Annotated in this window: 20 protein-coding genes; 13 read left to right on the forward strand and 7 right to left on the reverse strand. The window is 51.1% G+C overall.

Annotated features, from left to right (window positions below):
* Positions 1-6: 6 nt before the first annotated feature.
* Complete coding sequence (locus tag OGV71_RS11620) at positions 7-282, forward strand: YeaC family protein (protein ID WP_003030693.1); 276 nt, start codon at positions 7-9, stop codon at positions 280-282.
* Positions 283-326: 44 nt separating this feature from the next.
* Here OGV71_RS11620 and yajD read toward each other — a convergent pair whose 3' ends face one another.
* Positions 327-671 (reverse strand): HNH nuclease YajD, encoded by a 345-nt coding sequence (gene yajD / locus OGV71_RS11625; RefSeq protein WP_003030690.1) that lies wholly within the window; start codon positions 669-671, stop codon positions 327-329.
* A gap of 94 nt (positions 672-765) precedes the next feature.
* On the reverse strand, positions 766-2,019 hold the full coding sequence (chiD, locus tag OGV71_RS11630) for a chitinase ChiD (protein WP_204583682.1): 1,254 nt from the start codon (positions 2,017-2,019) through the stop codon (positions 766-768).
* 296 nt (positions 2,020-2,315) lie between these two features.
* Here chiD and OGV71_RS11635 point away from each other — a divergent pair, with 296 nt between their 5' ends.
* From OGV71_RS11635 to OGV71_RS11670, 8 genes are all read left to right on the forward strand, one after another.
* Positions 2,316-3,392 (forward strand): zinc-binding dehydrogenase, encoded by a 1,077-nt coding sequence (locus tag OGV71_RS11635; protein WP_003030686.1) that lies wholly within the window; start codon positions 2,316-2,318, stop codon positions 3,390-3,392.
* A gap of 26 nt (positions 3,393-3,418) precedes the next feature.
* Positions 3,419-4,798: an MFS transporter gene (locus tag OGV71_RS11640; RefSeq protein WP_032949099.1), complete on the forward strand. Its 1,380-nt coding sequence runs from the start codon at positions 3,419-3,421 to the stop codon at positions 4,796-4,798.
* 17 nt (positions 4,799-4,815) lie between these two features.
* Positions 4,816-5,859: an NAD(P)-dependent alcohol dehydrogenase gene (locus tag OGV71_RS11645; protein ID WP_204583680.1), complete on the forward strand. Its 1,044-nt coding sequence runs from the start codon at positions 4,816-4,818 to the stop codon at positions 5,857-5,859.
* A gap of 24 nt (positions 5,860-5,883) precedes the next feature.
* Positions 5,884-6,720, forward strand: coding sequence for a ketose-bisphosphate aldolase (locus OGV71_RS11650; RefSeq protein ID WP_048219048.1), 837 nt, complete (start codon positions 5,884-5,886; stop codon positions 6,718-6,720).
* Positions 6,721-6,724: 4 nt separating this feature from the next.
* Entirely contained in the window at positions 6,725-7,672 is a 948-nt protein-coding gene (locus OGV71_RS11655) for a carbohydrate kinase family protein (protein ID WP_204583678.1), read from the forward strand.
* A 9-nt stretch (positions 7,673-7,681) separates the two neighbouring features.
* Positions 7,682-8,665 carry an NADH-dependent methylglyoxal reductase gene (gene ydjG, locus OGV71_RS11660; protein WP_008320453.1) on the forward strand — a complete coding sequence of 328 codons (984 nt, stop codon included), beginning with the start codon at positions 7,682-7,684 and terminating at the stop codon, positions 8,663-8,665.
* Between the two features lie 136 nt (positions 8,666-8,801).
* Entirely contained in the window at positions 8,802-9,560 is a 759-nt protein-coding gene (locus OGV71_RS11665) for a DeoR/GlpR family DNA-binding transcription regulator (RefSeq protein WP_003030679.1), read from the forward strand.
* A gap of 140 nt (positions 9,561-9,700) precedes the next feature.
* Positions 9,701-11,059, forward strand: coding sequence for an MFS transporter (locus tag OGV71_RS11670; RefSeq protein ID WP_110248428.1), 1,359 nt, complete (start codon positions 9,701-9,703; stop codon positions 11,057-11,059).
* Positions 11,060-11,096: 37 nt separating this feature from the next.
* Here OGV71_RS11670 and pncA read toward each other — a convergent pair whose 3' ends face one another.
* Genes pncA through sppA form a run of 3 tightly spaced genes read right to left on the reverse strand, consistent with a single transcriptional unit; the run spans position 11,097 to position 14,678 of the window.
* Entirely contained in the window at positions 11,097-11,735 is a 639-nt protein-coding gene (gene pncA, locus OGV71_RS11675; protein ID WP_502873629.1) for a bifunctional nicotinamidase/pyrazinamidase, read from the reverse strand.
* Between the two features lie 14 nt (positions 11,736-11,749).
* Positions 11,750-12,766, reverse strand: a complete 1,017-nt coding sequence (gene ansA, locus OGV71_RS11680; RefSeq protein WP_003030673.1) for an asparaginase — start codon at positions 12,764-12,766, stop codon at positions 11,750-11,752.
* Between the two features lie 55 nt (positions 12,767-12,821).
* Positions 12,822-14,678 (reverse strand): signal peptide peptidase SppA, encoded by a 1,857-nt coding sequence (sppA, locus tag OGV71_RS11685; RefSeq protein ID WP_204583670.1) that lies wholly within the window; start codon positions 14,676-14,678, stop codon positions 12,822-12,824.
* A 175-nt stretch (positions 14,679-14,853) separates the two neighbouring features.
* Here sppA and OGV71_RS11690 point away from each other — a divergent pair, with 175 nt between their 5' ends.
* From OGV71_RS11690 to OGV71_RS11700, 3 genes are all read left to right on the forward strand, one after another.
* A complete protein-coding gene (locus OGV71_RS11690) occupies positions 14,854-15,405 on the forward strand; it encodes an NAD(P)H nitroreductase (protein WP_204583668.1) in 552 nt (183 codons plus the stop codon).
* A 116-nt stretch (positions 15,406-15,521) separates the two neighbouring features.
* Complete coding sequence (gene selD, locus OGV71_RS11695; RefSeq protein WP_003030669.1) at positions 15,522-16,565, forward strand: selenide, water dikinase SelD; 1,044 nt, start codon at positions 15,522-15,524, stop codon at positions 16,563-16,565.
* A gap of 4 nt (positions 16,566-16,569) precedes the next feature.
* A complete protein-coding gene (locus tag OGV71_RS11700) occupies positions 16,570-18,516 on the forward strand; it encodes a DNA topoisomerase III (RefSeq protein ID WP_032949103.1) in 1,947 nt (648 codons plus the stop codon).
* A gap of 88 nt (positions 18,517-18,604) precedes the next feature.
* On the opposite strand, the gene gdhA is transcribed toward OGV71_RS11700, so the two are convergent.
* On the reverse strand, positions 18,605-19,948 hold the full coding sequence (gene gdhA / locus OGV71_RS11705; protein WP_003832501.1) for an NADP-specific glutamate dehydrogenase: 1,344 nt from the start codon (positions 19,946-19,948) through the stop codon (positions 18,605-18,607).
* A gap of 237 nt (positions 19,949-20,185) precedes the next feature.
* Between gdhA and OGV71_RS11710 the strand changes: the two genes are divergently transcribed.
* Positions 20,186-20,461, forward strand: coding sequence for a YnjH family protein (locus OGV71_RS11710; protein ID WP_204583666.1), 276 nt, complete (start codon positions 20,186-20,188; stop codon positions 20,459-20,461).
* Here the strand turns inward: OGV71_RS11710 and OGV71_RS11715 are convergent.
* Positions 20,421-20,834 (reverse strand): pyrimidine (deoxy)nucleoside triphosphate diphosphatase, encoded by a 414-nt coding sequence (locus tag OGV71_RS11715; RefSeq protein ID WP_003840884.1) that lies wholly within the window; start codon positions 20,832-20,834, stop codon positions 20,421-20,423. The genes OGV71_RS11710 and OGV71_RS11715 overlap by 41 nt on opposite strands.
* Positions 20,835-20,851: the final 17 nt, after the last annotated feature.

Consider the following 20,851-nt stretch of genomic DNA (forward strand, 5'->3'; position numbering starts at 1 on the left):
TTTAACATGAATCTTGATGAGATGATCAACAGTATGACGCCGGAAGTTTATCAGCGCTTATCGACTGCCGTTGAACTCGGAAAATGGCCGGATGGCGTAGCGCTAACGGCAGAACAAAAAGAGAACAGCTTACAGCTGGTAATGTTATGGCAGGCGCGAAACAATATTGACGCACAGCATATGACGATTGATACCAACGGTGAGATGGTGATGAAGAGCAAGCAGCAGTTGAAGGTTGAGTTTGGTATTACGCCCGAACCGATTGCGACGTTTAAATCCTGATTAACCTGGCCCGGCAAACATCGGTGTCGGGCCCGCAGTTGCTGTTATTTCTTGTTCATCATCGCCTTCAGGTCGGCAAACGGATTGTATTTCGCCTCGCCGACGTCTTTCTGCGCATCTTCCCCTGCCACTACGGTAGAACCATACTGATCCACCTCAGTATATTTCGAATGCTCATGATCGTGACAGTACAGGCATAACATCTCCCAGTTGCTACCGTCTTCCGGGTTATTGGAGTGATCGTGATCGATGTGATGTACTGTCAGCTCGCGCAAATTTGAATACACGAACTCACGGGAACAACGTCCACAAACCCAAGGGAAGAGCTTTAGCGCCTTTTCCCGATATCCGACTTCCAGACGGGCGTAATTTTTAGGGATAAAAGCCATAAAAGCGCATGCCTCCAGTAGAAAATGAAGAGCTGCGCCAAAGGTTGACGCAGCAGAATGGGCTAATCATAACCTATTGTGCCAGGCGTTGGGATCAGTGTTTGATGCCTAACGAATCGGCTAACTGCTTCGCCAACTGGTTTTGGTCATCTGCACCGTATTCCCAGAACATGGCGCCTCCCAATCCTTTGCTTTTGATGTAGTCGGCTTTTATCGCCACCGAACGCGGATTTTCATAGGAGAGGGCAAAAAGTGCTTTTCCATCTGCAGACTGCACCGACAGCCACGGCACTTTCGCTTCATCATCCCAATGTTGGCTAAAGCGTTTTTGCGGATCGTTGATCAACTTCGCCACGATATCGTTGTACTTCACGTAGGTATCTTTGCTCAGGTCGACGCCCAGTGATTTGAACAACTCAATTTGCGCAGGCTCGAAATAGGGCTGGGTAGCCGGGGTTTTCTGCGCGTCAGGTTTGCTCCAGTCAATACCTGGCTCAACGGCGCGTTTTGGTACGCGTCCATAAAAGCCAATGCCCAGATTCATTTGGCTCGGTTTCAGACCGGCTGCGAGATAGTTACTGACCACAAAATCGGCGCTGTACTTATCCGCCGCGGCGACCGTCGGCCATTGCGTCGAATCATACAGGTTCGAGTTAAAATACTGGGTGCCGTAAGCCATGTCATAGGTCATCAGGTTGATGTAGTCGAGCGATGGTGCAATGGCTTTTACATCCACCCAGCTTTTCGGACTTTCTGCATTTGCGCCCACGGCGATGGTCAGCAGTTTTTTATGCCCCAATGCGGCTCGCAGTTCTGCAAGCAGCGCGGTAAAGTTAGCGCGGTCAGCCGGTTGGCTTTCGACCAGTCCCCAGGCTCCGTTAACCGGATATTCCCAGTCGAGGTCGATGCCATCCAGACCATATTTTGCAATTATCTCTTGCGCAGACTGAATAAACACTGCGCGCGTATCCTTCGTTGCCGCCGCACCAGTGAATCCACGCGCTCCCCAACCGCCGACGGAAAGCAACACTTTCAGGTTTGGATTTTGTTTACGCAGCTGTGGAATTTTCAGCAAATCATCCTGCACTTTCTGTGAAAGCCAAATTTGATGCAGTTTGCTGGCGTCTTTTAAGGCGTCATTGGTCTCGTCTTTTTCGTTGTTGTAGACAAGGCCAAACGAATAGTTGAGATGGGTTATCTGGCGAACATCCAGTTTATTGATGTCGCCGCCAGGACCGGCAGTGACGTCGCCACCGCCATTAAAGTAGCCAACTGACATCAGTGTATTGGCGGAAACAACGCTGGCGCAGAGCAGGGGTAATGCTGCCAACAAAGGCAATAGTTTCATCGGTGTTCCTCTTTGACATTTAAACAAGTAAACACGCCACGGAAATGGCGTGGCGAAAAAAACAGCATTCGCAGGTTAACAGTTTCATAACAGGAAAAATGCGAAGGGGTTCACGCCATTTTAGCGAAGCGGCTGCCAGGTTCACTTGGTTTTCAATTCATCATTGCATTTATTTGTGATCTTGGTTGTGAAATGCAGATAATAATCTGTGTTTTAAATATTTGATGTTGACCTCAAAAATTATATGGATAAGTATGATTGTCACTGATGCAAAACTGAACACAAAGGAAAATTCAATGAAAGCACTGGCAAGATTTGGCAAGGCCTTTGGCGGCTATAAGATGATTGATGTACCGGAACCGGTTTGTGGCCCGGATGACATCGTGATTGAAATCAAAGCGGCGGCTATCTGCGGCGCGGACATGAAACACTACAATGTTGATAGCGGTTCTGATCAATTTAACTCCATCCGCGGCCATGAGTTCGCCGGTAAAATTGTCCGCGTTGGCGACAAAGTTAAGGACTGGAAAGTCGGTCAGCGGGTGGTTTCTGACAATAGTGGACATGTCTGCGGTGTTTGCCCGGCCTGCGAACAAGGCGATTTTCTGTGTTGTACAGAAAAAGTGAACTTAGGTCTCGACAATAACACATGGGGCGGAGGGTTCTCTAAATATTGCCTGGTGCCGGGGGAAATTCTCAAAATTCACCGCCATGCGCTGTGGGAAATCCCACAAGGCGTTGATTATGAAGAAGCGGCGGTGCTGGATCCTATCTGTAACGCCTACAAATCTATTGCTCAGCAATCCAAATTCCTTCCCGGCCAGGACGTCGTGGTTTTCGGCACCGGCCCATTAGGGCTCTTTTCCGTGCAAATGGCGCGCATCATGGGGGCCGTAAATATCGTAATGGTCGGGCTGGAAGAGGACGTTGCCGTACGCTTCCCGATCGCCAAAGAGCTGGGGGCGACAGCTGTCGTTAACGGTTCGACCGAAGATGTGGTTGCACGCTGCCAGGAAATTTGCGGTAAAGACAATCTGGGGCTAGTCATTGAATGCTCTGGTGCCAATATCGCTCTGAAACAATCGATCGAAATGCTGCGCCCGAATGGTGAAGTCGTTCGCGTCGGCATGGGCTTTAAACCTCTCGATTTCTCCATCAACGACATCACCGCGTGGAACAAAAGCATCATTGGTCATATGGCCTACGATTCTACATCCTGGCGCAACGCCATACGCCTGCTGGCCAGCGGAGCGATCAAGGTCAAACCGATGATCACTCACCGTATCGGCCTGTCGCAATGGCGCGAAGGATTTGACGCCATGGTCAATAAAACCGCGATTAAAGTCATCATGACTTACGACTTTGATGAATAACATGTTTATTAAAAGGACGTTATCGCATGGAACAAATAGCAAAACCGCACTGCGGCGCCAGACTGGACAGGCTACCTGACTGTCGCTGGCATACGTCAATGTTTGCGATGGTTGCCTTCGGATTACTGGTTTGCTGGAGTAATGCCGTCGGCGGATTAATTCTCGCGCAGTTAAAAGAACTTGGCTGGACTGATAATTCCACCACCGCCACGTTCTCTGCCATTACGACGGCTGGAATGTTTCTCGGCGCGCTCGGTGGGGGAATTATTGGCGATAAAATCGGGCGTAAAAACGCATTTATTCTATATGAAGCGATTCATATTATTTCTATGATCGTGGGTGCGTTTTCACCCAATATGACCTTTCTGATCGCCTGCCGTTTTGTAATGGGAGTTGGATTAGGCGCGCTGTTAGTGACCTTATTTGCCGGGTTTACCGAATATATGCCTGGCAGAAATCGTGGTACATGGTCGAGTCGGGTCTCGTTTATCGGCAACTGGTCTTATCCACTCTGTTCGCTGATTGCGATGGGGCTGACGCCACTTATCAGCGCGGAATGGAACTGGCGCGTACAGTTGTTGATTCCTGCGGTGCTGTCGCTCATAGCAACGGTTATTGCCTGGCGCAGTTTCCCTGAGTCGCCTCGCTGGCTGGAGTCTCGCGGGCGCTACCAGGAAGCCGAAAAGGTGATGCGGGCAATTGAGGAAGGTGTCATTCGACAGACCGGTAGGCCGCTGCCACCAGTCGTAATAGATGATGATGGCAAACAACCGTGTTCTGTTCCGTACTCCGCATTATTAACAGGGGTGTTACTGAAGCGGGTTATTTTGGGTTCCTTTGTTCTGATTGCCATGAACGTCGTCCAGTACACCTTAATTAATTGGCTACCGACAATATTTATGACGCAGGGCATTAATCTGAAAGACTCCATTGTCTTAAATACCATGAGTATGTTCGGCGCGCCGTTTGGGATTTTTATCGCCATGCTGGTAATGGATAAAATTCCGAGAAAGACCATGGGTGTAGGGTTATTAGTGTTAATTGCCGTGCTGGGATATATCTATTCACTGCAAACCAGCATGCTGCTGATTACGCTAATTGGTTTCTTCCTGATTACTTTTGTCTATATGTACGTTTGCTATGCCTCGGCAGTCTATGTTCCGGAAATATGGCCAACCGAAGCGAAACTCCGCGGTTCTGGTCTGGCGAATGCAGTAGGGCGTATCAGTGGTATCGCTGCGCCTTATGCGGTCGCGGTATTGCTTAACGGTTATGGAGTGACGGGTGTATTTGTACTGCTGGGTGCGGTCTCCATTATTGTCGCTGTCGCCATTGCTACCATCGGAATTGAAACCAAAGGCGTCTCTGTCGAAAGTCTCGGTATTGATGCAGTTACCAGCAAATAATATTGATGGGAAATAAAATGAAAAATTCAAAAGCGATATTAAAAACGCCGGGCACGATGAAAATTATTGCCGCCGATATCCCGGTGCCAAAAGAGCACGAAGTGCTGATTAAAGTGGAATACGTTGGAATTTGTGGGTCAGATGTTCATGGTTTTGAATCGGGTCCTTTTATTCCGCCGAAAGATCCCAATCAGGAAATTGGTCTGGGGCATGAATGCGCCGGTACGGTGGTGGCAGTAGGGAACCGTGTGACTAAATTTAAACCCGGCGACCGGGTGAATATCGAACCGGGCGTGCCGTGCGGTCACTGCCGCTACTGCCTGGAAGGGAAATACAACATCTGCCCTGATGTTGACTTTATGGCCACGCAGCCTAATTATCGCGGCGCGCTAACCCACTATCTGTGCCATCCGGAGAGCTTCACTTACAAGTTGCCCGATAATATGGACACCATGGAAGGCGCGCTGGTAGAGCCCGCGGCGGTAGGGATGCATGCCGCAATGCTGGCGGACGTTAAACCGGGCAAGAAAATCGTCATTCTGGGGGCGGGCTGTATTGGTTTAATGACCCTGCAAGCCTGTAAATGTTTGGGTGCTACCGACATTGCGGTGGTTGATGTCCTGGAAAAGCGTCTGACCATGGCCGAGCAACTTGGCGCGACGACCGTGATCAACGGGGCGAAAGAGGACACCGTTGTCCGCTGCCAGCAGTTCTCCGGAGATATGGGGGCCGATATTGTTTTTGAAAGCGCAGGTTCAGCGATCACTGTTAAGCAGGCTCCATATCTGGTAATGCGCGGCGGGAAAATCATGATCGTGGGTACTGTACCTGGTGATTCAGCGATTAATTTCCTCAAAATTAACCGTGAAGTGTCTATTCAGACCGTTTTCCGTTATGCCAACCGCTACCCGGTCACGATTGAAGCCATCTCCTCAGGGCGTTTTGATGTGAAGTCGATGGTGACGCATATTTACGATTATGAAGATGTTCAGCGCGCGTTTGATGAATCCGTTAATAACAAATGTGAAATTATCAAAGGCGTTATTAAAGTAAATTATTAATCTATTGAAAAGGGAGACATAACCATGCTGGCAGATATTAAATATTGGGAAAATGATGCTCAAAATAAACATTATGCAATTGCCCACTTTAACGTGTGGAATGCGGAAATGTTAATGGGAGTGATTGATGCGGCGGAAGAATCTAAATCGCCGGTAATTATCTCCTTCGGTACCGGCTTTGTGGGTAATACCTCGTTTGAAGATTTTTCGCATATGATGGTTTCTATGGCGAAAAAAGCCTCGGTGCCGGTTATTACCCACTGGGATCACGGACGCAGCATGGAGATAATCCATAACGCATGGGCCCACGGCATGAATTCACTGATGCGTGATGCTTCCGCTTTTGATTTCGAGGAGAATATTCGCCTGACCAAAGAGGCGGTCGATTTCTTCCACCCGCTGGGTATTCCCATCGAAGCAGAGCTGGGCCATGTGGGTAATGAAACGGTCTACGAAGAGGCGCTGGCGGGTTATCACTACACTGACCCAAGCCAGGCGGCTGAGTTTGTCGAGCGTACCGGCTGTGACTCGCTGGCGGTAGCGATTGGTAACCAGCACGGCGTCTACACCTCCGAACCGAAACTGAACTTTGACGTGGTTAAACGAGTGCGTCAGGCGGTATCCGTTCCGCTGGTGCTGCACGGCGCGTCCGGCATTAGCGACGCGGATATCAAAAAAGCCATTTCATTAGGCATTTCGAAAATCAATATTCACACCGAACTGTGCCAGGCCGCAATGGTGGCGGTGCAGGAGAACCAGGACCAGCCGTTCCTGCACGTTGAACGTGAAGTACGTAAAGCCGTAAAAGAGCGCGCGCTGGAGAAAATCAAATTGTTTGGTTCAGACGGTAAAGCGGAATGACAATATGGATAATATCGAGGTTATTTGTATAGGGGCGGCAATTGTTGATATTCCCTTGCAACCAGTGAGTAAAAATATCTTTGATGTTGAATCTTATCCATTAGAACGAATAGCTATGACCACGGGAGGTGACGCTATTAATGAGGCGACGATTATTTCTCGCCTCGGCCATCGCACGGCGTTAATTGGCCGGGTAGGTGACGATGCTGCGGGGCATTTTATTGTCGACCACTGCCGTCAGGAGAATATTGATATTAAAAGCCTGAAGCAGGATGCTGATATTGATACTTCCATTAACGTGGGTTTAGTCACCGCTGATGGTGAACGCACCTTTGTGACTAACCGTAACGGCAGCTTATGGAAACTGAATATAAACGATGTTGATTTTGACCGTTTCTCTCAAGCAAAGCTGCTGTCGCTGGCGAGTATTTTTAATAGCCCGTTGTTGGATGGCGATGCACTGACGGCAATTTTCACGCAGGCGAAAGCGCATAAGCTCATTATCTGCGCGGATATGATTAAACCGCGACTAAATGAAACGCTGGACGATATCCGTGAAGCGCTGAGCTACGTGGATTATCTGTTTCCCAATTTTGAAGAGGCAAAACTGCTCACTGGGAAAGATACGCTGGATGAGATTGCCGACAGTTTTCTGAACTGTGGCGTGAAAACCGTCGTGATTAAGACCGGCAAGAGAGGCTGTTTTATCAAGCGTGTTGACATGAAAATGGAGGTCCCGGCGGTGTCAGGAATTACCGCCATCGACACCATCGGCGCGGGGGATAACTTTGCTTCAGGATTTATCTCCGCGCTGCTAGAAGGCAAAACGCTTCGCGACTGCGCGCTGTTTGCTAATGCAACGGCGGCAATATCGGTACTGAGCGTGGGTGCCACGACGGGTGTGAAGAACAGAAAGCTGGTTGAACAACTTCTTGACGAATACGAAGGGTAATAGCGGCAGATGAAAATGATTCCTTTAGGAAGTACGGATATTACGCTTTCCCGCATGGGATTAGGCACATGGGCTATTGGCGGTGGTCCGGCATGGAATGGCGATCTCGATCTGCAGATTTGTATCGATACCATTGTTGAGGCGTATCGCTGCGGTATCAATCTGATTGATACCGCGCCAGGCTACAACTTTGGCAACAGTGAAGTGATTGTCGGTCAGGCGCTGAAAAAGCTGCCGCGCAGCGAGGTAGTGGTTGAAACCAAATGCGGCATCGTCTGGGAGCGAACAGGCAGCCTGTTTAACAAAGTGGGCGATCGCCAGCTGTATAAAAACCTTACGCCTGAGTCTATTCGCGAAGAGGTTGATGCCAGCCTGCAAAGATTGGGTATCGACAGTATTGATATCTATATGACCCACTGGCAGTCGGTCGAACCCTGTTTTACGCCGATTGCGGAAACCGTAGACACGCTGAACGCACTGAAAAAAGAGGGGAAAATCCGTTCGATTGGTGCGGCGAACGTCAATGCCGGGCATATCAGGGAGTATCTCAAACACGGTGAGCTGGATATTATCCAGGCTAAGTACAGCATTCTTGACCGGGCGCTGGAAGCTGAACTGCTGCCGCTATGCCAGCAGAATGGCATCATCGTGCAGGTCTATTCACCGCTTGAGCAGGGGTTGTTGACCGGTACTATCGCCCGAGATTATGTTCCTGGCGGCGCGCGGGCTAACAAGGTCTGGTTTCAGCGGGAAAATATGCTGCGGGTGATTGATATGCTAGGGCAGTGGCAGCCGCTGTGTGAAAAATACCGCTGCACAATCCCCGCACTAGCTCTGGCGTGGATTTTAAAGCAAAGCGATTTGATCACCTTACTGAGTGGCGCAACCGCACCTGAACAGGTTCGCGAGAATGTAGAGGCGTTAACCATTCCCCTGACAGATGATGATTCATTATTGATGAGGCGAATGGCGGAAGCGTTGGATATAAATTAATTCAGATAGGATTGACCTCTGTTTCTGTGTAAAAGAGTATTAAAATCTGTGATTCAGACATGTTCTTTTGAAAATAAATATAGCCTGTGAGATACTAGGGTCTTATTATTACTTTGCAGGAAACAGAGGTATCATCGTGGCGGCAAAAGACAGGATTCAGGCCATTAAGCAAATGGTGGCTAACGATAAGAAAGTGGTGGTATCTAATTTAAGTTCAATCTTTCAGGTGACTGAGGAAACGATTCGCCGCGATCTTGAAAAACTGGAAGATGAAGGTTTTTTGACCCGAACATATGGTGGTGCAGTGCTCAATACCACCGCGTTGTCCGACAATATTCATTTTTATAAGCGTGCAAAATCTTTCTTCGAAGAAAAGCAGATCATTGCACGTAATGCATTACCGTTTATTAAAAATAAGACCACAATGGCTGCCGACTCCAGCAGTACCGCGATGGAATTATTAAAGCTGTTGAAGGAAAGAAACGATCTGACGTTGCTTACCAATTCGGCTGAAGCATTTCATGAGCTGGCGCAGTCAGAAATTAACGTGGTTTCTACTGGCGGTGAGCTGAATAAGAATACGCTGTCGCTGCAGGGAAGAATCACCAAGGAGATTATCAGCCGCTATCATGTCGATATCATGGTGATGAGCTGCAAAGGTTTGGATATGCAGAGTGGGGCGCTTGATTCTAATGAAGCAGAAGCGGAAATCAAAAAAACCATGATCCGCCAGGCGACTGAGGTGGCCCTGTTAGTTGATCACTCAAAGTTTGATCGTAAAGCTTTCGTTCAGCTAGTGGACTTTAGCCATATTAATTACCTAATAACCAATAAGGCACCGGGTGCAGAGTGGATTGCATTTTGCAAAGAGAATAATATTCAACTCGTTTATTAACTATAGCGAGGGTTGTGTCGATATTATTCTAGTTTGCACCTGGGAAATGCCATAAGAATCTAATGATGATGGATGGCGCGGCAAAATTGCTTCTGCCGCGATCGCCATACTTTCTATTTAGCTGAATTTGAGGCATCCAGATGGAACAATGTGACCCTATCGGCGCAAGATTAGATCGCTTACCTTTATCTCGATTTCATTTTCGTATTTTCGGCATTATTAGTTTTAGTTTGTTAACAACCGGTTTTCTCAGCTATTCCGGGAATGTGGTATTAGCAAAATTAGTCAACACTGGCTGGTCAAACAATTATCTAAATGCCGCGTTTACCTCAGCGCTGATGTTCGGCTACTTTATCGGTTCACTAGCCGGCGGCTTTATTGGTGATTATCTCGGTCGACGCAAAGCGTTCCGTATCAATTTGTTAATCGTCGGGGCCTCAGCCTGCGCTGCAACGTTTGTGCCCAACATGTACTGGCTTATCTTCTTCCGCTGTCTGATGGGGATTGGAATGGGGGCGCTAATTATGGTGGGCTATGCCTCATTTACAGAATTTATTCCACCCGCGGTACGTGGGAAATGGTCTGCCCGTCTGTCATTTGTCGGCAACTGGGCACCAATGCTATCTGCGGCAATTGGCGTCGTGATCATTGCACTTTTAAGCTGGCGGGTGATGTTTCTGCTCGGTGGCATGGCAATGCTGTTGGCCTGGTATCTGTCGGGAAAATACTATATTGAATCCCCACGTTGGCTGGCTGGTAAAGGGAAGAGAAGCGAAGCTGAAAAACATCTTATGCAGGTTGAATCGCAAATTGAGCTAGAAAAAAACATCACTTTACCATCCTGCCGGAACGAATGCCCGTCGGCGGATTTAAGCACGGCAAGTGGTTCATTTTGGCTATTGTTTAAGGGGCCAATGTTGCGCTGTACACTGGTGGCGATCACGGTGCTTATCGCAATGAATATTTCGCTCTACACCATTACGGTATGGATCCCGACTATATTTGTTAATTCGGGAATCGATGTAACGAAATCCATATTTATGACCGCGATAATTATGATTGGCGCGCCAGTTGGGATATTTATTGCCGCGTTAATTATCGATCGCTTTCCACGGCGATTGTTTGGCTCATTCTTGTTGATTATTATCGCATTGCTCGGGTATTTCTATTCACTTCAAACTGAAGAGTGGGCCATTCTGAGCTACGGGCTGGTGATGATTTTTTTTCTGTATATGTATGTCTGCTTTGCCTCTGCAGTTTATGTCCCAGAACTATGGCCCACGCACCTTAGATTGAGAGGATCAGGTTTTGTGAATGCGGTGGGAAGGATTGTCGCTGTGTTTACGCCCTATGGCGTCGCTATTTTGTTGACCCGCTATGGATCCATTACGGTCTTTATCGTGTTAGGAGTAATGTTGGTTCTATGCGCGCTGATTCTTTTTTGTTTTGGCATCGAAACACGCAAAGTATCGCTGGAAGAGATTTCAGCGCTGGCCTGAGATAACGCGCCGACAGGAGTGACCCTGTCGGCATCGCTTACGGCTGGGTTTCCAGCCAGTCATCCAACGTATACAGCGTTGCACCCGCCGCCGACATTTCTATAAAGGCGTTTGCACTGTCCTGGGGTTGAATATTAACCCCACGGCAGCCGTCGGTAATAACGCTGACGGTGTAGCCAAGATCGAGCGCATCCAGTACGGTGAATTTAACGCAATAGTCGGTTGCCAGACCCATGATGATGAGCTCGGCAATGCGGCGCTCGAGTAGCCAAGCATTGAGCGCGGTAGCCTGACGACGACCGTTATCAAAAAACGCACTATAGCTGTCGACCAGCGGGTTCTCACCTTTAGTGAACGTTTGAGTTATCGCACGCTGGTTCAGCAGTGGATGCAGGGCTGCACCTGCGCTGTTTTGTACGCAATGATCGGGCCAGAACGTCTGCGCCAGTCCATCGAGTTGTCCCTGGCTGTAGGGCTCGACCTGATGCTGGCTGGCAAAACTACCGTGATTAGCCGGGTGCCAGTCCAGGCTGGCAACGACGGTGTCACCGCGTACGGCACACCAGTCAATCAGGCGGTTGGCGATATCGATTGTGCTGTCACCTTGTGGGACCGCGAGGGCACCACCGGCACAAAAGTCATTTTGTAAATCGACCAACAGTAAGGCTCGGGCCATGGGCATAGACTCCTTTAATCGTCAGGCGTGAGCTCACCACGCAGATTTTGCGTCATCGCTTCACGGATCGTCTGCGTATCCAGTCCCTGACTCAGCAAATAATGCAGTTTGGTGAGTGTGGCTTCGACGGTCATATCCGCGCCGCCAATCACGCCAGCATGCGCCAGCGCATTGCCTGTCGCGTAGCCCCCCATGTTCACCTTACCGGACATACACTGCGTAAGGTTCACCACCACAATGCCACGCGAACTCGCATCTTCAAGTTCTTTCAGGAACTCTTTATTCTGCGGCGCATTCCCCACGCCGTAGGAGCGCAAAATTAATGCTTTTACAGGTTGGCGCAGGAAGTTGCGTACTACATCAGCGGAGATCCCCGGATAAATGGTGACCACGCCAATCGGTTGCGGAGTGATAGGATGCACAATCAACTCACCTGTACCGTGAGGTGCGGGCGGAGTTCCCAGCCGACGAATGTGGATCCCGGCTTCCAGCAGTGGTGCAAGGTTGGGTGAGGCAAACGCGTCAAAACCATCAGCATGCGCTTTAGTGGTCCGATTGCCGCGAAACAATCGATTGTTGAAAAACAGGGTAACTTCATTGATCGGGTAATTTGCTGCAACGTACAGCGCATTCAGCAAATTGATTTGTCCGTCAGAACGTAGCTCTGCCAATGGGATTTGTGACCCTGTCACAATGACCGGCTTGCCCAGATTCTCCAGCATAAAAGAGAGCGCCGAAGCCGTAAACGCCATGGTGTCAGTGCCGTGCAGAATGACAAAACCATCGTAATCGTCGTAGTGCGCTTTAATGTCTTCCGCAATATGCTGCCAGTCTTCCGGCGTCATATCGGAGGAATCCATCAGCGGGGCGTATTCGTGGATGGTGAAGTCTGGCATCTCCGGACGGTGGAATTCAGGCATCAATGCCAGCTGGCGCTGCAGATGACCGGAAACGGGAATATAACCCTGTTCTGAGCGCTGCATACCAATGGTACCGCCGGTATAGGCAACGTAAATTGATTTTTTCTGCATGACTTTTCTTCTGTCTCAAAGAAAACCCCTCTTCATCCCGAAGAGGGGTCAATAGTTAGCGAACGTTGGCGCAGGTCAGGCAAAACGCATAGCGGTTTTGCGGATCGTTGAATGCGGCCAGCTTATCGCTTTCGGCTTTTACTGCACTGGCCGCAGAGGCCAGCGGTGGTGGGAGCATAGCCTGAATGACGTCAGGCAGCATGGCACGAACGGAGCCTGACATGCTGTCCATCACCATATCAACGAATGTCGGTTCGTCCTGATAATACTCAATGTGCCATTGTTTCAGTTTGGCCAGCTCAGCCGCTTTCGCCACGGCGTCATCAAAATCACCCAGACTGTCTACCAGACCGTTGGCTTTCGCATCCTGGCCGGTCCAGACGTGGCCCTGCGCGATTTTGTCAATCTGCTCAGGCGTTGTCTTACGCGCATCTGCGACCAGTGTGATAAAGCGCTTATAGCCGTTCTCGATGCTCAGTTGCATCATTTGCTGCACTTCTGGTGGTAACGCTTTGGTGATGGAGATATCCGCCAGTGGGGATGTCGCTACGCCGTCGGTGTGTACGCCAATGGAATCCAGACTGTTTTCCACGGTGTTGATCACGCCAAAGATGCCGATTGAACCGGTCAGCGTGCTGGGGTTCGCCACAATGTAGCTTGCTGGGGTGGAGATCCAGTACCCACCGGATGCCGCCATGCCGCCCATGGACACCACAACCGGTTTACCCGCCGTTTTTGCCGCAGCCAGCTCAGCACGAATGACTTCGGAGGCACTGACGCTGCCGCCAGGGCTGTTCACGCGCAGAACAATGGCTTTCACTTTCGGATCAAGACGGGCTTCGCGGATCTGCGCGGCAGTCGTGTCACCGCCCACATTCCCAGGGGTTTCTTCACCGTCCATAATCGCGCCATTGGCGAAGATAACGCCAATGCTGTCTCCAGTATCCGCTGGCGTTTTCAGTGAGTAATCGTAATAGCTGACAGCGCGATAATTTTTATCCGCTTTGCTCCAGCCAAACTGTTTGGTCAGCATTTTTTCGACTTCGGCGCTGGAGGCCAGTGCATCCACCAGTTTGTTGTCGAGCGCATATTTCGCGGTATCACCATCGACTTTTGTCAAACCGTCCAGCATGGCCTGTGCGCCCGGGAACACCTGCTGAGCAGGGATCTGGCGATTGGCAGCAACCGTATCGAGATAGTTCTGCCACAGCTCGCCGATCCAGCGGCTGTCGGCTTCACGCGCGGCAGGAGACATATCATCACGGATAAACGGTTCTACGGCAGACTTATAAGTCCCGACACGGAACACGTGCGTGGAAACTTTCAGCTTGTCGAGCAGGGACTTGTAGTACAAACCGTTGGTGGCAAAGCCGTGCAGATCAACGGAACCCTGTGGAGAAAGATAAATTTTATTGGCGAAACTGGCGAGGTAGTACTGCCCCTGGCTGAAGTTATCGCCTACGGCAAAGACCGGTTTGCCGCTGTCGCGGAATTCCCGCAGCGCTTTACCGATATACTGCATGGAAGGCTGGTCGGCCCCGGCAAAATTTTTCAGATCCATCACAATGCCGGTGATGTTGCGATCATCTTTTGCCTGGCGAATAGTATTCACGATATCGAACAGGGAGTTTTCCTGCAGGCGATCGGAACTGGCACCAAACAGCTGACGACCAATAACGCTTAAGCGACTGGTGCTCGACGGCTTATCGACAATCACCCCCGAGATATCCAGCAGCAGTGCGCCTCGCTCAGCGTGTTCACTGGTATTGCTGCTGCTGACCTGCATCCATATACCCACGCCCACCAGCACCAAGAAGATGAAGAACAGGTTAAGCACAAATTCACGGACGAAATTAAGTAATCGCCACGTCCATTTAAAAAATCCGGCAATAAATCGCCACAGGGTTCGCATGTATTCTCCCTACCGATTAACAACACGCCATCCCGAAATCCCGGAGAAAGGCGATAAGATGAGGCTATCGTAATGACCAGACAGGCACTTGTCAGCAGGAATCACCGCCTGTGCTGTAACAAAATCCGCTCACGTGTTAATTTTGTGAACAAATCTCATTGTTGGAGTTAAGCAAATGGATGCACTCGAATTACTTATCACCCGTCGTAGCGCTTCTCGTCTTGTCGACCCGGCCCCGGCTGGAGAGCAACTGCAAAACATTCTGCGGGCGGGAATGCGCGCACCGGACCACAAAACGCTGCAACCGTGGCAATTCTATGTCATTGAGGGTGAAGGGCGTGAACGCTTTAGCACCGTACTTGAGAAAGGCGCGATTGCCGCAGGTAGCGATGAGAAAGCTCAGGAAAAAGCGCGCAACGCACCGTTTCGCGCGCCGCTGATTATTACCGTGGTGGCGAAATGTGAAGAAAACGACAAGGTTCCTCTGTGGGAACAAGAAATGTCTGCCGGTTGTGCGGTGATGGCTATGCAGATGGCCGCAATTGCCCAGGGCTTTGGCGGTATCTGGCGCAGTGGTGCATTAACCGAAAGTGCGGTCGTTCGTGAAGCATTCGACTGTCGCCCGCAAGATAAAATCGTCGGTTTCCTCTATCTGGGTACACCGCAGCTAAAAGCATCCACGACGATCAACCTTGCCGATCCGAGCGCATTCGTCCGTTATTTCTGATATCAACGGCAAAACTGTCTGGATTCTGAGCAAAGACACTCGAATTCAGACAGTCACTCTTACCACATCATGGAATGAGCGCTACCATATCCGGATTGCAATGACAGGAGATGTCCATGAGCGAGCAAGCTATTCGTTTAACGCAATACAGCCACGGAGCCGGTTGCGGTTGTAAAATTTCCCCAAAAGTGCTGGAAACCATCCTGCACAGCGAGCAGGCGAAGTTTGTTGATCCGAACTTACTGGTGGGTAATGAAACTCGCGACGACGCGGCCGTATACGATTTGGGAAACGGCACCAGTGTTATCAGCACCACCGATTTCTTTATGCCGATTGTTGATAATCCGTTTGATTTTGGCCGCATCGCCGCCACTAACGCCATCAGCGATATTTTCGCCATGGGCGGCAAACCGATTATGGCAATTGCTATTCTGGGCTGGCCGCTGGATAAGCTGGCACCGGAAATCGCCCGCGAAGTCACCGAAGGCGGACGTTTTGCCTGCCGTCAGGCGGGTATTGCGCTGGCGGGCGGCCACTCTATCGATGCCCCAGAGCCTATCTTTGGCCTTGCGGTAACTGGCGTTGTGCCGACCGAACGCGTGAAGAAAAACAGCACCGCAGAGGCAGGGTGTAAGTTATTCCTGACCAAGCCTCTGGGGATTGGCGTTCTGACGACAGCAGAGAAAAAATCACTACTGAAGGAAGAACACAAAGGACTGGCGACAGAAGTGATGTGTCGGATGAACATTGCCGGTGCGGCATTCGCCGATATCGACGGCGTGAAAGCCATGACCGACGTTACCGGTTTTGGTCTGCTGGGGCATCTGAGTGAAATGTGTCAGGGCGCAGGCGTTCAGGCGCAAATTATCTACCAGGATATTCCTAAGCTGCCTGGCGTTGAAGAATACATCGCGCAGGGGGCGGTACCCGGCGGTACCCAACGTAACTTTGCCAGCTACGGACACCTGATGGGTGAAATGCCGCAATCGGTACGCGATCTGTTGTGTGATCCGCAAACTTCCGGTGGCCTACTGCTGGCGGTAACGCCGGAAGCTGAAGCCGAAGTGAAAACGGCAGCGGCGCAGTTCGGTATCGATCTCACCGCCATTGGTGAGTTAGTGGAAGCTCGTGGCGGTCGCGCCATGGTTGAGATTCGTTAACTCGATGCGGTTGTTTATTGCCGAAAAACCAAGTCTGGCGCGTGCTATCGCCGATGTGCTGCCAAAGCCGCATCGCAAAGGCGATGGTTTTATCGAATGCGGAAATGGACAAGTGGTGACCTGGTGTATTGGTCACCTGCTTGAACAGGCGCAGCCGGATGCCTACGACAGTCGTTATGCTCGCTGGAGTCTGGTCGATCTGCCGATTGTCCCGGAAAAGTGGCAACTGCAACCGCGCCCCTCGGTGACCAAACAGCTCAACGTCATTAAGCGCTTTTTGCATGAGGCCAGCGAAGTTATTCACGCCGGTGACCCCGATCGTGAAGGGCAACTGCTGGTGGATGAAGTGCTGGATTACCTGCAACTGGCGCCTGAAAAGCGCCAGAAGGTGCAGCGTTGCCTGATTAACGACCTCAACCCGCAGGCCGTTGAGCGGGCTATTGAGCGGCTGCGCGCCAACAGTGAGTTTATTCCGCTGTGCGTGTCGGCACTGGCGCGAGCGCGTGCGGACTGGTTGTACGGTATCAATATGACGCGCGCTTACACCATTCTCGGACGTAACGCGGGCTATCAGGGCGTACTTTCGGTCGGGCGCGTACAAACGCCGGTGCTCGGGCTGGTTGTGCGTCGTGATGAAGAGATTGAGAACTTCGTCGCCAAAGACTTCTTCGAAGTGAAAGCGCATATCGTAACGCCCGCCGATGAGCGGTTTACCGCTATCTGGCAGCCGAGCGAAGCGTGTGAGCCGTATCAGGATGAAGAAGGGCGCTTGCTGAATCGCACGCTGGCTGAACACGTGGTGAACCGAATTAACGGTCAACCGGCGATAGTCACCAGCTATAACGATAAACGGGAATCAGAATCCGCGCCGTTACCGTTCTCGCTGTCGGCGTTGCAGATTGAAGCGGCGAAGCGCTTCGGTTTAAGTGCGCAAAACGTTCTGGATATCTGCCAGAAGTTGTATGAAACCCATAAGTTGATTACCTATCCGCGTTCGGATAGCCGTTATCTGCCGGAAGAGCATTTTGCCGGACGTCATGCGGTACTGAACGCGATTAGCGTCCATGCACCGGATCTGCTCCCGCAACCGGCGGTCAATCCCGATACGCGAAATCGCTGTTGGGACGACAAAAAAGTGGATGCGCACCACGCCATCATTCCTACCGCGCGCAGTTCGTCCATCAATCTGAATGACAACGAAGCGAAAATCTACAACCTGATTGCCCGTCAGTATCTGATGCAGTTTTGCGCGGATGCGGTATTCAGAAAGTGCGTGATTGAGCTGGACATCGCCAAAGGCAAGTTTGTCGCCAAAGCGCGCTTTCTGGCGGAAGCCGGATGGCGCACGCTGCTTGGCAACAAAGAGCGCGACGAAGACAACGACGGAACGCCGTTGCCGGTGGTGGCAAAAGATGACGAACTGCTGTGCGAAAAAGGCGAAGTGGTTGAACGTCAGACTCAACCACCACGTCACTTTACCGATGCCACGCTGCTGTCAGCGATGACCGGGATTGCGCGATTCGTGCAGGATAAAGATCTGAAAAAGATCCTGCGCGCAACGGATGGTTTAGGTACGGAAGCGACGCGCGCCGGTATTATCGAACTGCTGTTTAAGCGCGGGTTCCTGGTGAAAAAAGGGCGGTATATTCATTCGACCGACGCAGGAAAAGCGCTGTTCCACTCGTTGCCAGAAATGGCGACGCGCCCGGACATGACCGCGCACTGGGAATCTATACTGACCCAAATCAGCGAAAAGCAATGTCGCTATCAGGATTTCATGCAGCCGCTGGTGGGGACGCTGTATCAGCTTATCGATCAGGCGCGCAGCACACCGGTACGACGCTTTCGTGGAATTGCTGCACCTGGCGGCAGTGGTGGCGATAAGAAAAAGGGTGCGCCGCGTAAACGTCCGGCGAAAAAAAGCCCGCCATCTGAAGAGGCGGGTCTGTAAGTTTGTAGGCCTGATAAGCATAGCGCATCAGGCATAGCCGGATGCGGCACCCGTGCTTTATCCGGCCTACGGGCCTGCAGATACAATATTAAATCACACCCTGACCCAACATCGCGTCGGCAACCTTTACGAAGCCTGCGATGTTGGCGCCACGTACGTAGTTGGTCTGCTTGCTTTCGCCGCCGTATTCAACGCAGGCATGGTGAATATCCAGCATGATGTGGTGCAGGCGCGCATCCACTTTCTCCGCTTTCCAGCCCAGACGAGCGGCGTTTTGCGCCATTTCCAGACCGGATGTCGCTACACCACCGGCGTTGGCGGCTTTACCCGGTGCGAACAGTACACCTGCCTCGAGGAACAGATCGGTGGCCTCGATAGTGGTCGGCATGTTTGCCCCTTCGGCGACAGCTTTCACGCCGTTGGCGATCAATACGCGTGCTGCATCGACATCCAGCTCGTTCTGCGTGGCACACGGCAGGGCGATATCGACCGGAACTGACCACGGTTGTTTGCCTTCCAGGTAGGTCAGGCCAAACTCACGGGCATAATCTGCTACACGACCGTCGCGGCTGTCTTTGATTGCGCACAGGCGCGCCAGTTTTTCTTTGGTAAATCCGCTTTCGTCGACTACGGTACCGCTGGAATCGGAGGCGGTAACCACCCGCGCGCCAAACTCCATGGCTTTCTCAATGGCGAATTGCGCCACGTTACCGGAGCCAGAAACCGCTACGCGCATGCCTTCAAAGCCCAGACCATGGCGTTTGAGCATCGCTTCGGTGAAATACACCAGACCGTAGCCGGTGGCTTCCGGGCGGATCAGACTGCCGCCGAAAGAGAGACCTTTACCGGTAAAGACGCAGGCGCTGTTGTTGGAGAGTTTTTTCATCATCCCGGCCATAAAGCCGACTTCACGGCCACCCACACCGATATCGCCCGCCGGAACGTCGGTATCGGGACCTAAATGGCGGAACAGTTCGGTCATCAGCGCCTGGCAGAAACGCATGATTTCGCCTTCGCTTTTCCCTTTCGGATCGAAATCGCTCCCGCCTTTACCCCCGCCCATTGGCAGGGTGGTGAGGGCATTTTTAAACGTCTGTTCGAAGCCAAGGAATTTCAGGATCGACAGGTTCACGGAAGGGTGGAAACGCATACCGCCTTTGTATGGGCCAATGGCAGAGCTAAACTGCACGCGCCATGCGCGGTTGACCTGCACCTGATTGCGATCGTCCAGCCAGACTACGCGGAACTGGATCACGCGCTCCGGTTCAACCAGACGTTCCAGCAATGACATCTGGCGATAACGCGGGTTTTGCTCAAGGAAAGGCCACAGCGTGGTCATTACCTCACGAACGGCTTGCGCGAACTCGGTTTGATTCGGGTCGCGCTTTTGCACATGGTTAAGGAATGACTCCAGAGAACATGTCTGATCCATAGATATAAGAACCTCTTATGTATTGATATGGTTATATTTTTGATTTTTGTGTTAAGTGTTGTGCAGTTTTTGACTATACCATCAGCACTGTGACGCGACGCAAGAAAAAATTAACCCCGCTAAGTAAATTAATATTGCGTCGTGGGTCATAACAAAAAACGATGATCGAAGAGGCTAAAGTTTCTGCCGATTTATACCGTTATACTGAGCATAATTGTCAGTTAAAAAGGAAAGAGTATGCGCCGTTTAATCGTGGCAGGCGTGTTGGCCCTGGTGTCCAGCGCGACGCTGGCAAATCAGCCTTATCGCCCGGATGTGCAGGTTAACGTACCGCCGGAAGTGTTCAGTTCCAGCGGTCAGCGGGCGCAGCCCTGTAGCCAGTGCTGTATTTATCAGGATCAAAACTATTCAGAAGGGGCAGTGATTAAAGTTGACGGCGTCTTGCTTCAGTGCCAACGCGATGAGAAAACGATCAGCACAAATCCGCTTGTCTGGCGTCGCGTAAAAGAATAAACGCTTCCAGTAGTGGGATATCGGCAGGCGCCAGCGGATAACGCAGCGCCTCTTCGGGTGAACACCAGACGATATCCTGATGTTCATACGCCTTCAGTTCCCCCTGATATGACGGTACATGCCAGGCATGTAAGTGAATCAGTCGGCCCGAAACCTCGCGTTGATGGCTGGCAATGTAGCGCCCCACGACTGCCTCAATGCCCAACTCTTCACGCAGTTCACGGAACAGCGCCTCGGGCTGACTTTCGCCCGATTCAACCTTACCGCCGGCAAACTCCCACATGCCTGACTGATCCGCATGTAGCGGACGCTGAGCCAGTAAAATTTTGCCATCACGTTCAATGATAGCGGCGACCACGTCGAGGGTTTTCATTATATTCATCAAGATCT

Source organism: Citrobacter sp. Cf088, from assembly GCF_030334295.1.
Lineage (GTDB): Bacteria > Pseudomonadota > Gammaproteobacteria > Enterobacterales > Enterobacteriaceae > Citrobacter > Citrobacter freundii.

Bases quoted from the DNA above. Each gene is read 5' to 3' on its own strand.
- OGV71_RS11620 (WP_003030693.1), top strand. From the start codon at position 7: ATGAATCTTGATGAGATGATCAACAGTATGACGCCGGAAGTTTATCAG.
- yajD (WP_003030690.1), bottom strand. From the start codon at position 671: ATGGCTTTTATCCCTAAAAATTACGCCCGTCTGGAAGTCGGATATCGG.
- chiD (WP_204583682.1), bottom strand. From the start codon at position 2,019: ATGAAACTATTGCCTTTGTTGGCAGCATTACCCCTGCTCTGCGCCAGC.
- OGV71_RS11635 (WP_003030686.1), top strand. From the start codon at position 2,316: ATGAAAGCACTGGCAAGATTTGGCAAGGCCTTTGGCGGCTATAAGATG.
- OGV71_RS11640 (WP_032949099.1), top strand. From the start codon at position 3,419: ATGGAACAAATAGCAAAACCGCACTGCGGCGCCAGACTGGACAGGCTA.
- OGV71_RS11645 (WP_204583680.1), top strand. From the start codon at position 4,816: ATGAAAAATTCAAAAGCGATATTAAAAACGCCGGGCACGATGAAAATT.
- OGV71_RS11650 (WP_048219048.1), top strand. From the start codon at position 5,884: ATGCTGGCAGATATTAAATATTGGGAAAATGATGCTCAAAATAAACAT.
- OGV71_RS11655 (WP_204583678.1), top strand. From the start codon at position 6,725: ATGGATAATATCGAGGTTATTTGTATAGGGGCGGCAATTGTTGATATT.
- ydjG (WP_008320453.1), top strand. From the start codon at position 7,682: ATGAAAATGATTCCTTTAGGAAGTACGGATATTACGCTTTCCCGCATG.
- OGV71_RS11670 (WP_110248428.1), top strand. From the start codon at position 9,701: ATGGAACAATGTGACCCTATCGGCGCAAGATTAGATCGCTTACCTTTA.
- pncA (WP_502873629.1), bottom strand. From the start codon at position 11,735: ATGGCCCGAGCCTTACTGTTGGTCGATTTACAAAATGACTTTTGTGCC.
- ansA (WP_003030673.1), bottom strand. From the start codon at position 12,766: ATGCAGAAAAAATCAATTTACGTTGCCTATACCGGCGGTACCATTGGT.
- sppA (WP_204583670.1), bottom strand. From the start codon at position 14,678: ATGCGAACCCTGTGGCGATTTATTGCCGGATTTTTTAAATGGACGTGG.
- OGV71_RS11690 (WP_204583668.1), top strand. From the start codon at position 14,854: ATGGATGCACTCGAATTACTTATCACCCGTCGTAGCGCTTCTCGTCTT.
- selD (WP_003030669.1), top strand. From the start codon at position 15,522: ATGAGCGAGCAAGCTATTCGTTTAACGCAATACAGCCACGGAGCCGGT.
- OGV71_RS11700 (WP_032949103.1), top strand. From the start codon at position 16,570: ATGCGGTTGTTTATTGCCGAAAAACCAAGTCTGGCGCGTGCTATCGCC.
- gdhA (WP_003832501.1), bottom strand. From the start codon at position 19,948: ATGGATCAGACATGTTCTCTGGAGTCATTCCTTAACCATGTGCAAAAG.
- OGV71_RS11710 (WP_204583666.1), top strand. From the start codon at position 20,186: ATGCGCCGTTTAATCGTGGCAGGCGTGTTGGCCCTGGTGTCCAGCGCG.
- OGV71_RS11715 (WP_003840884.1), bottom strand. From the start codon at position 20,834: ATGAAAACCCTCGACGTGGTCGCCGCTATCATTGAACGTGATGGCAAA.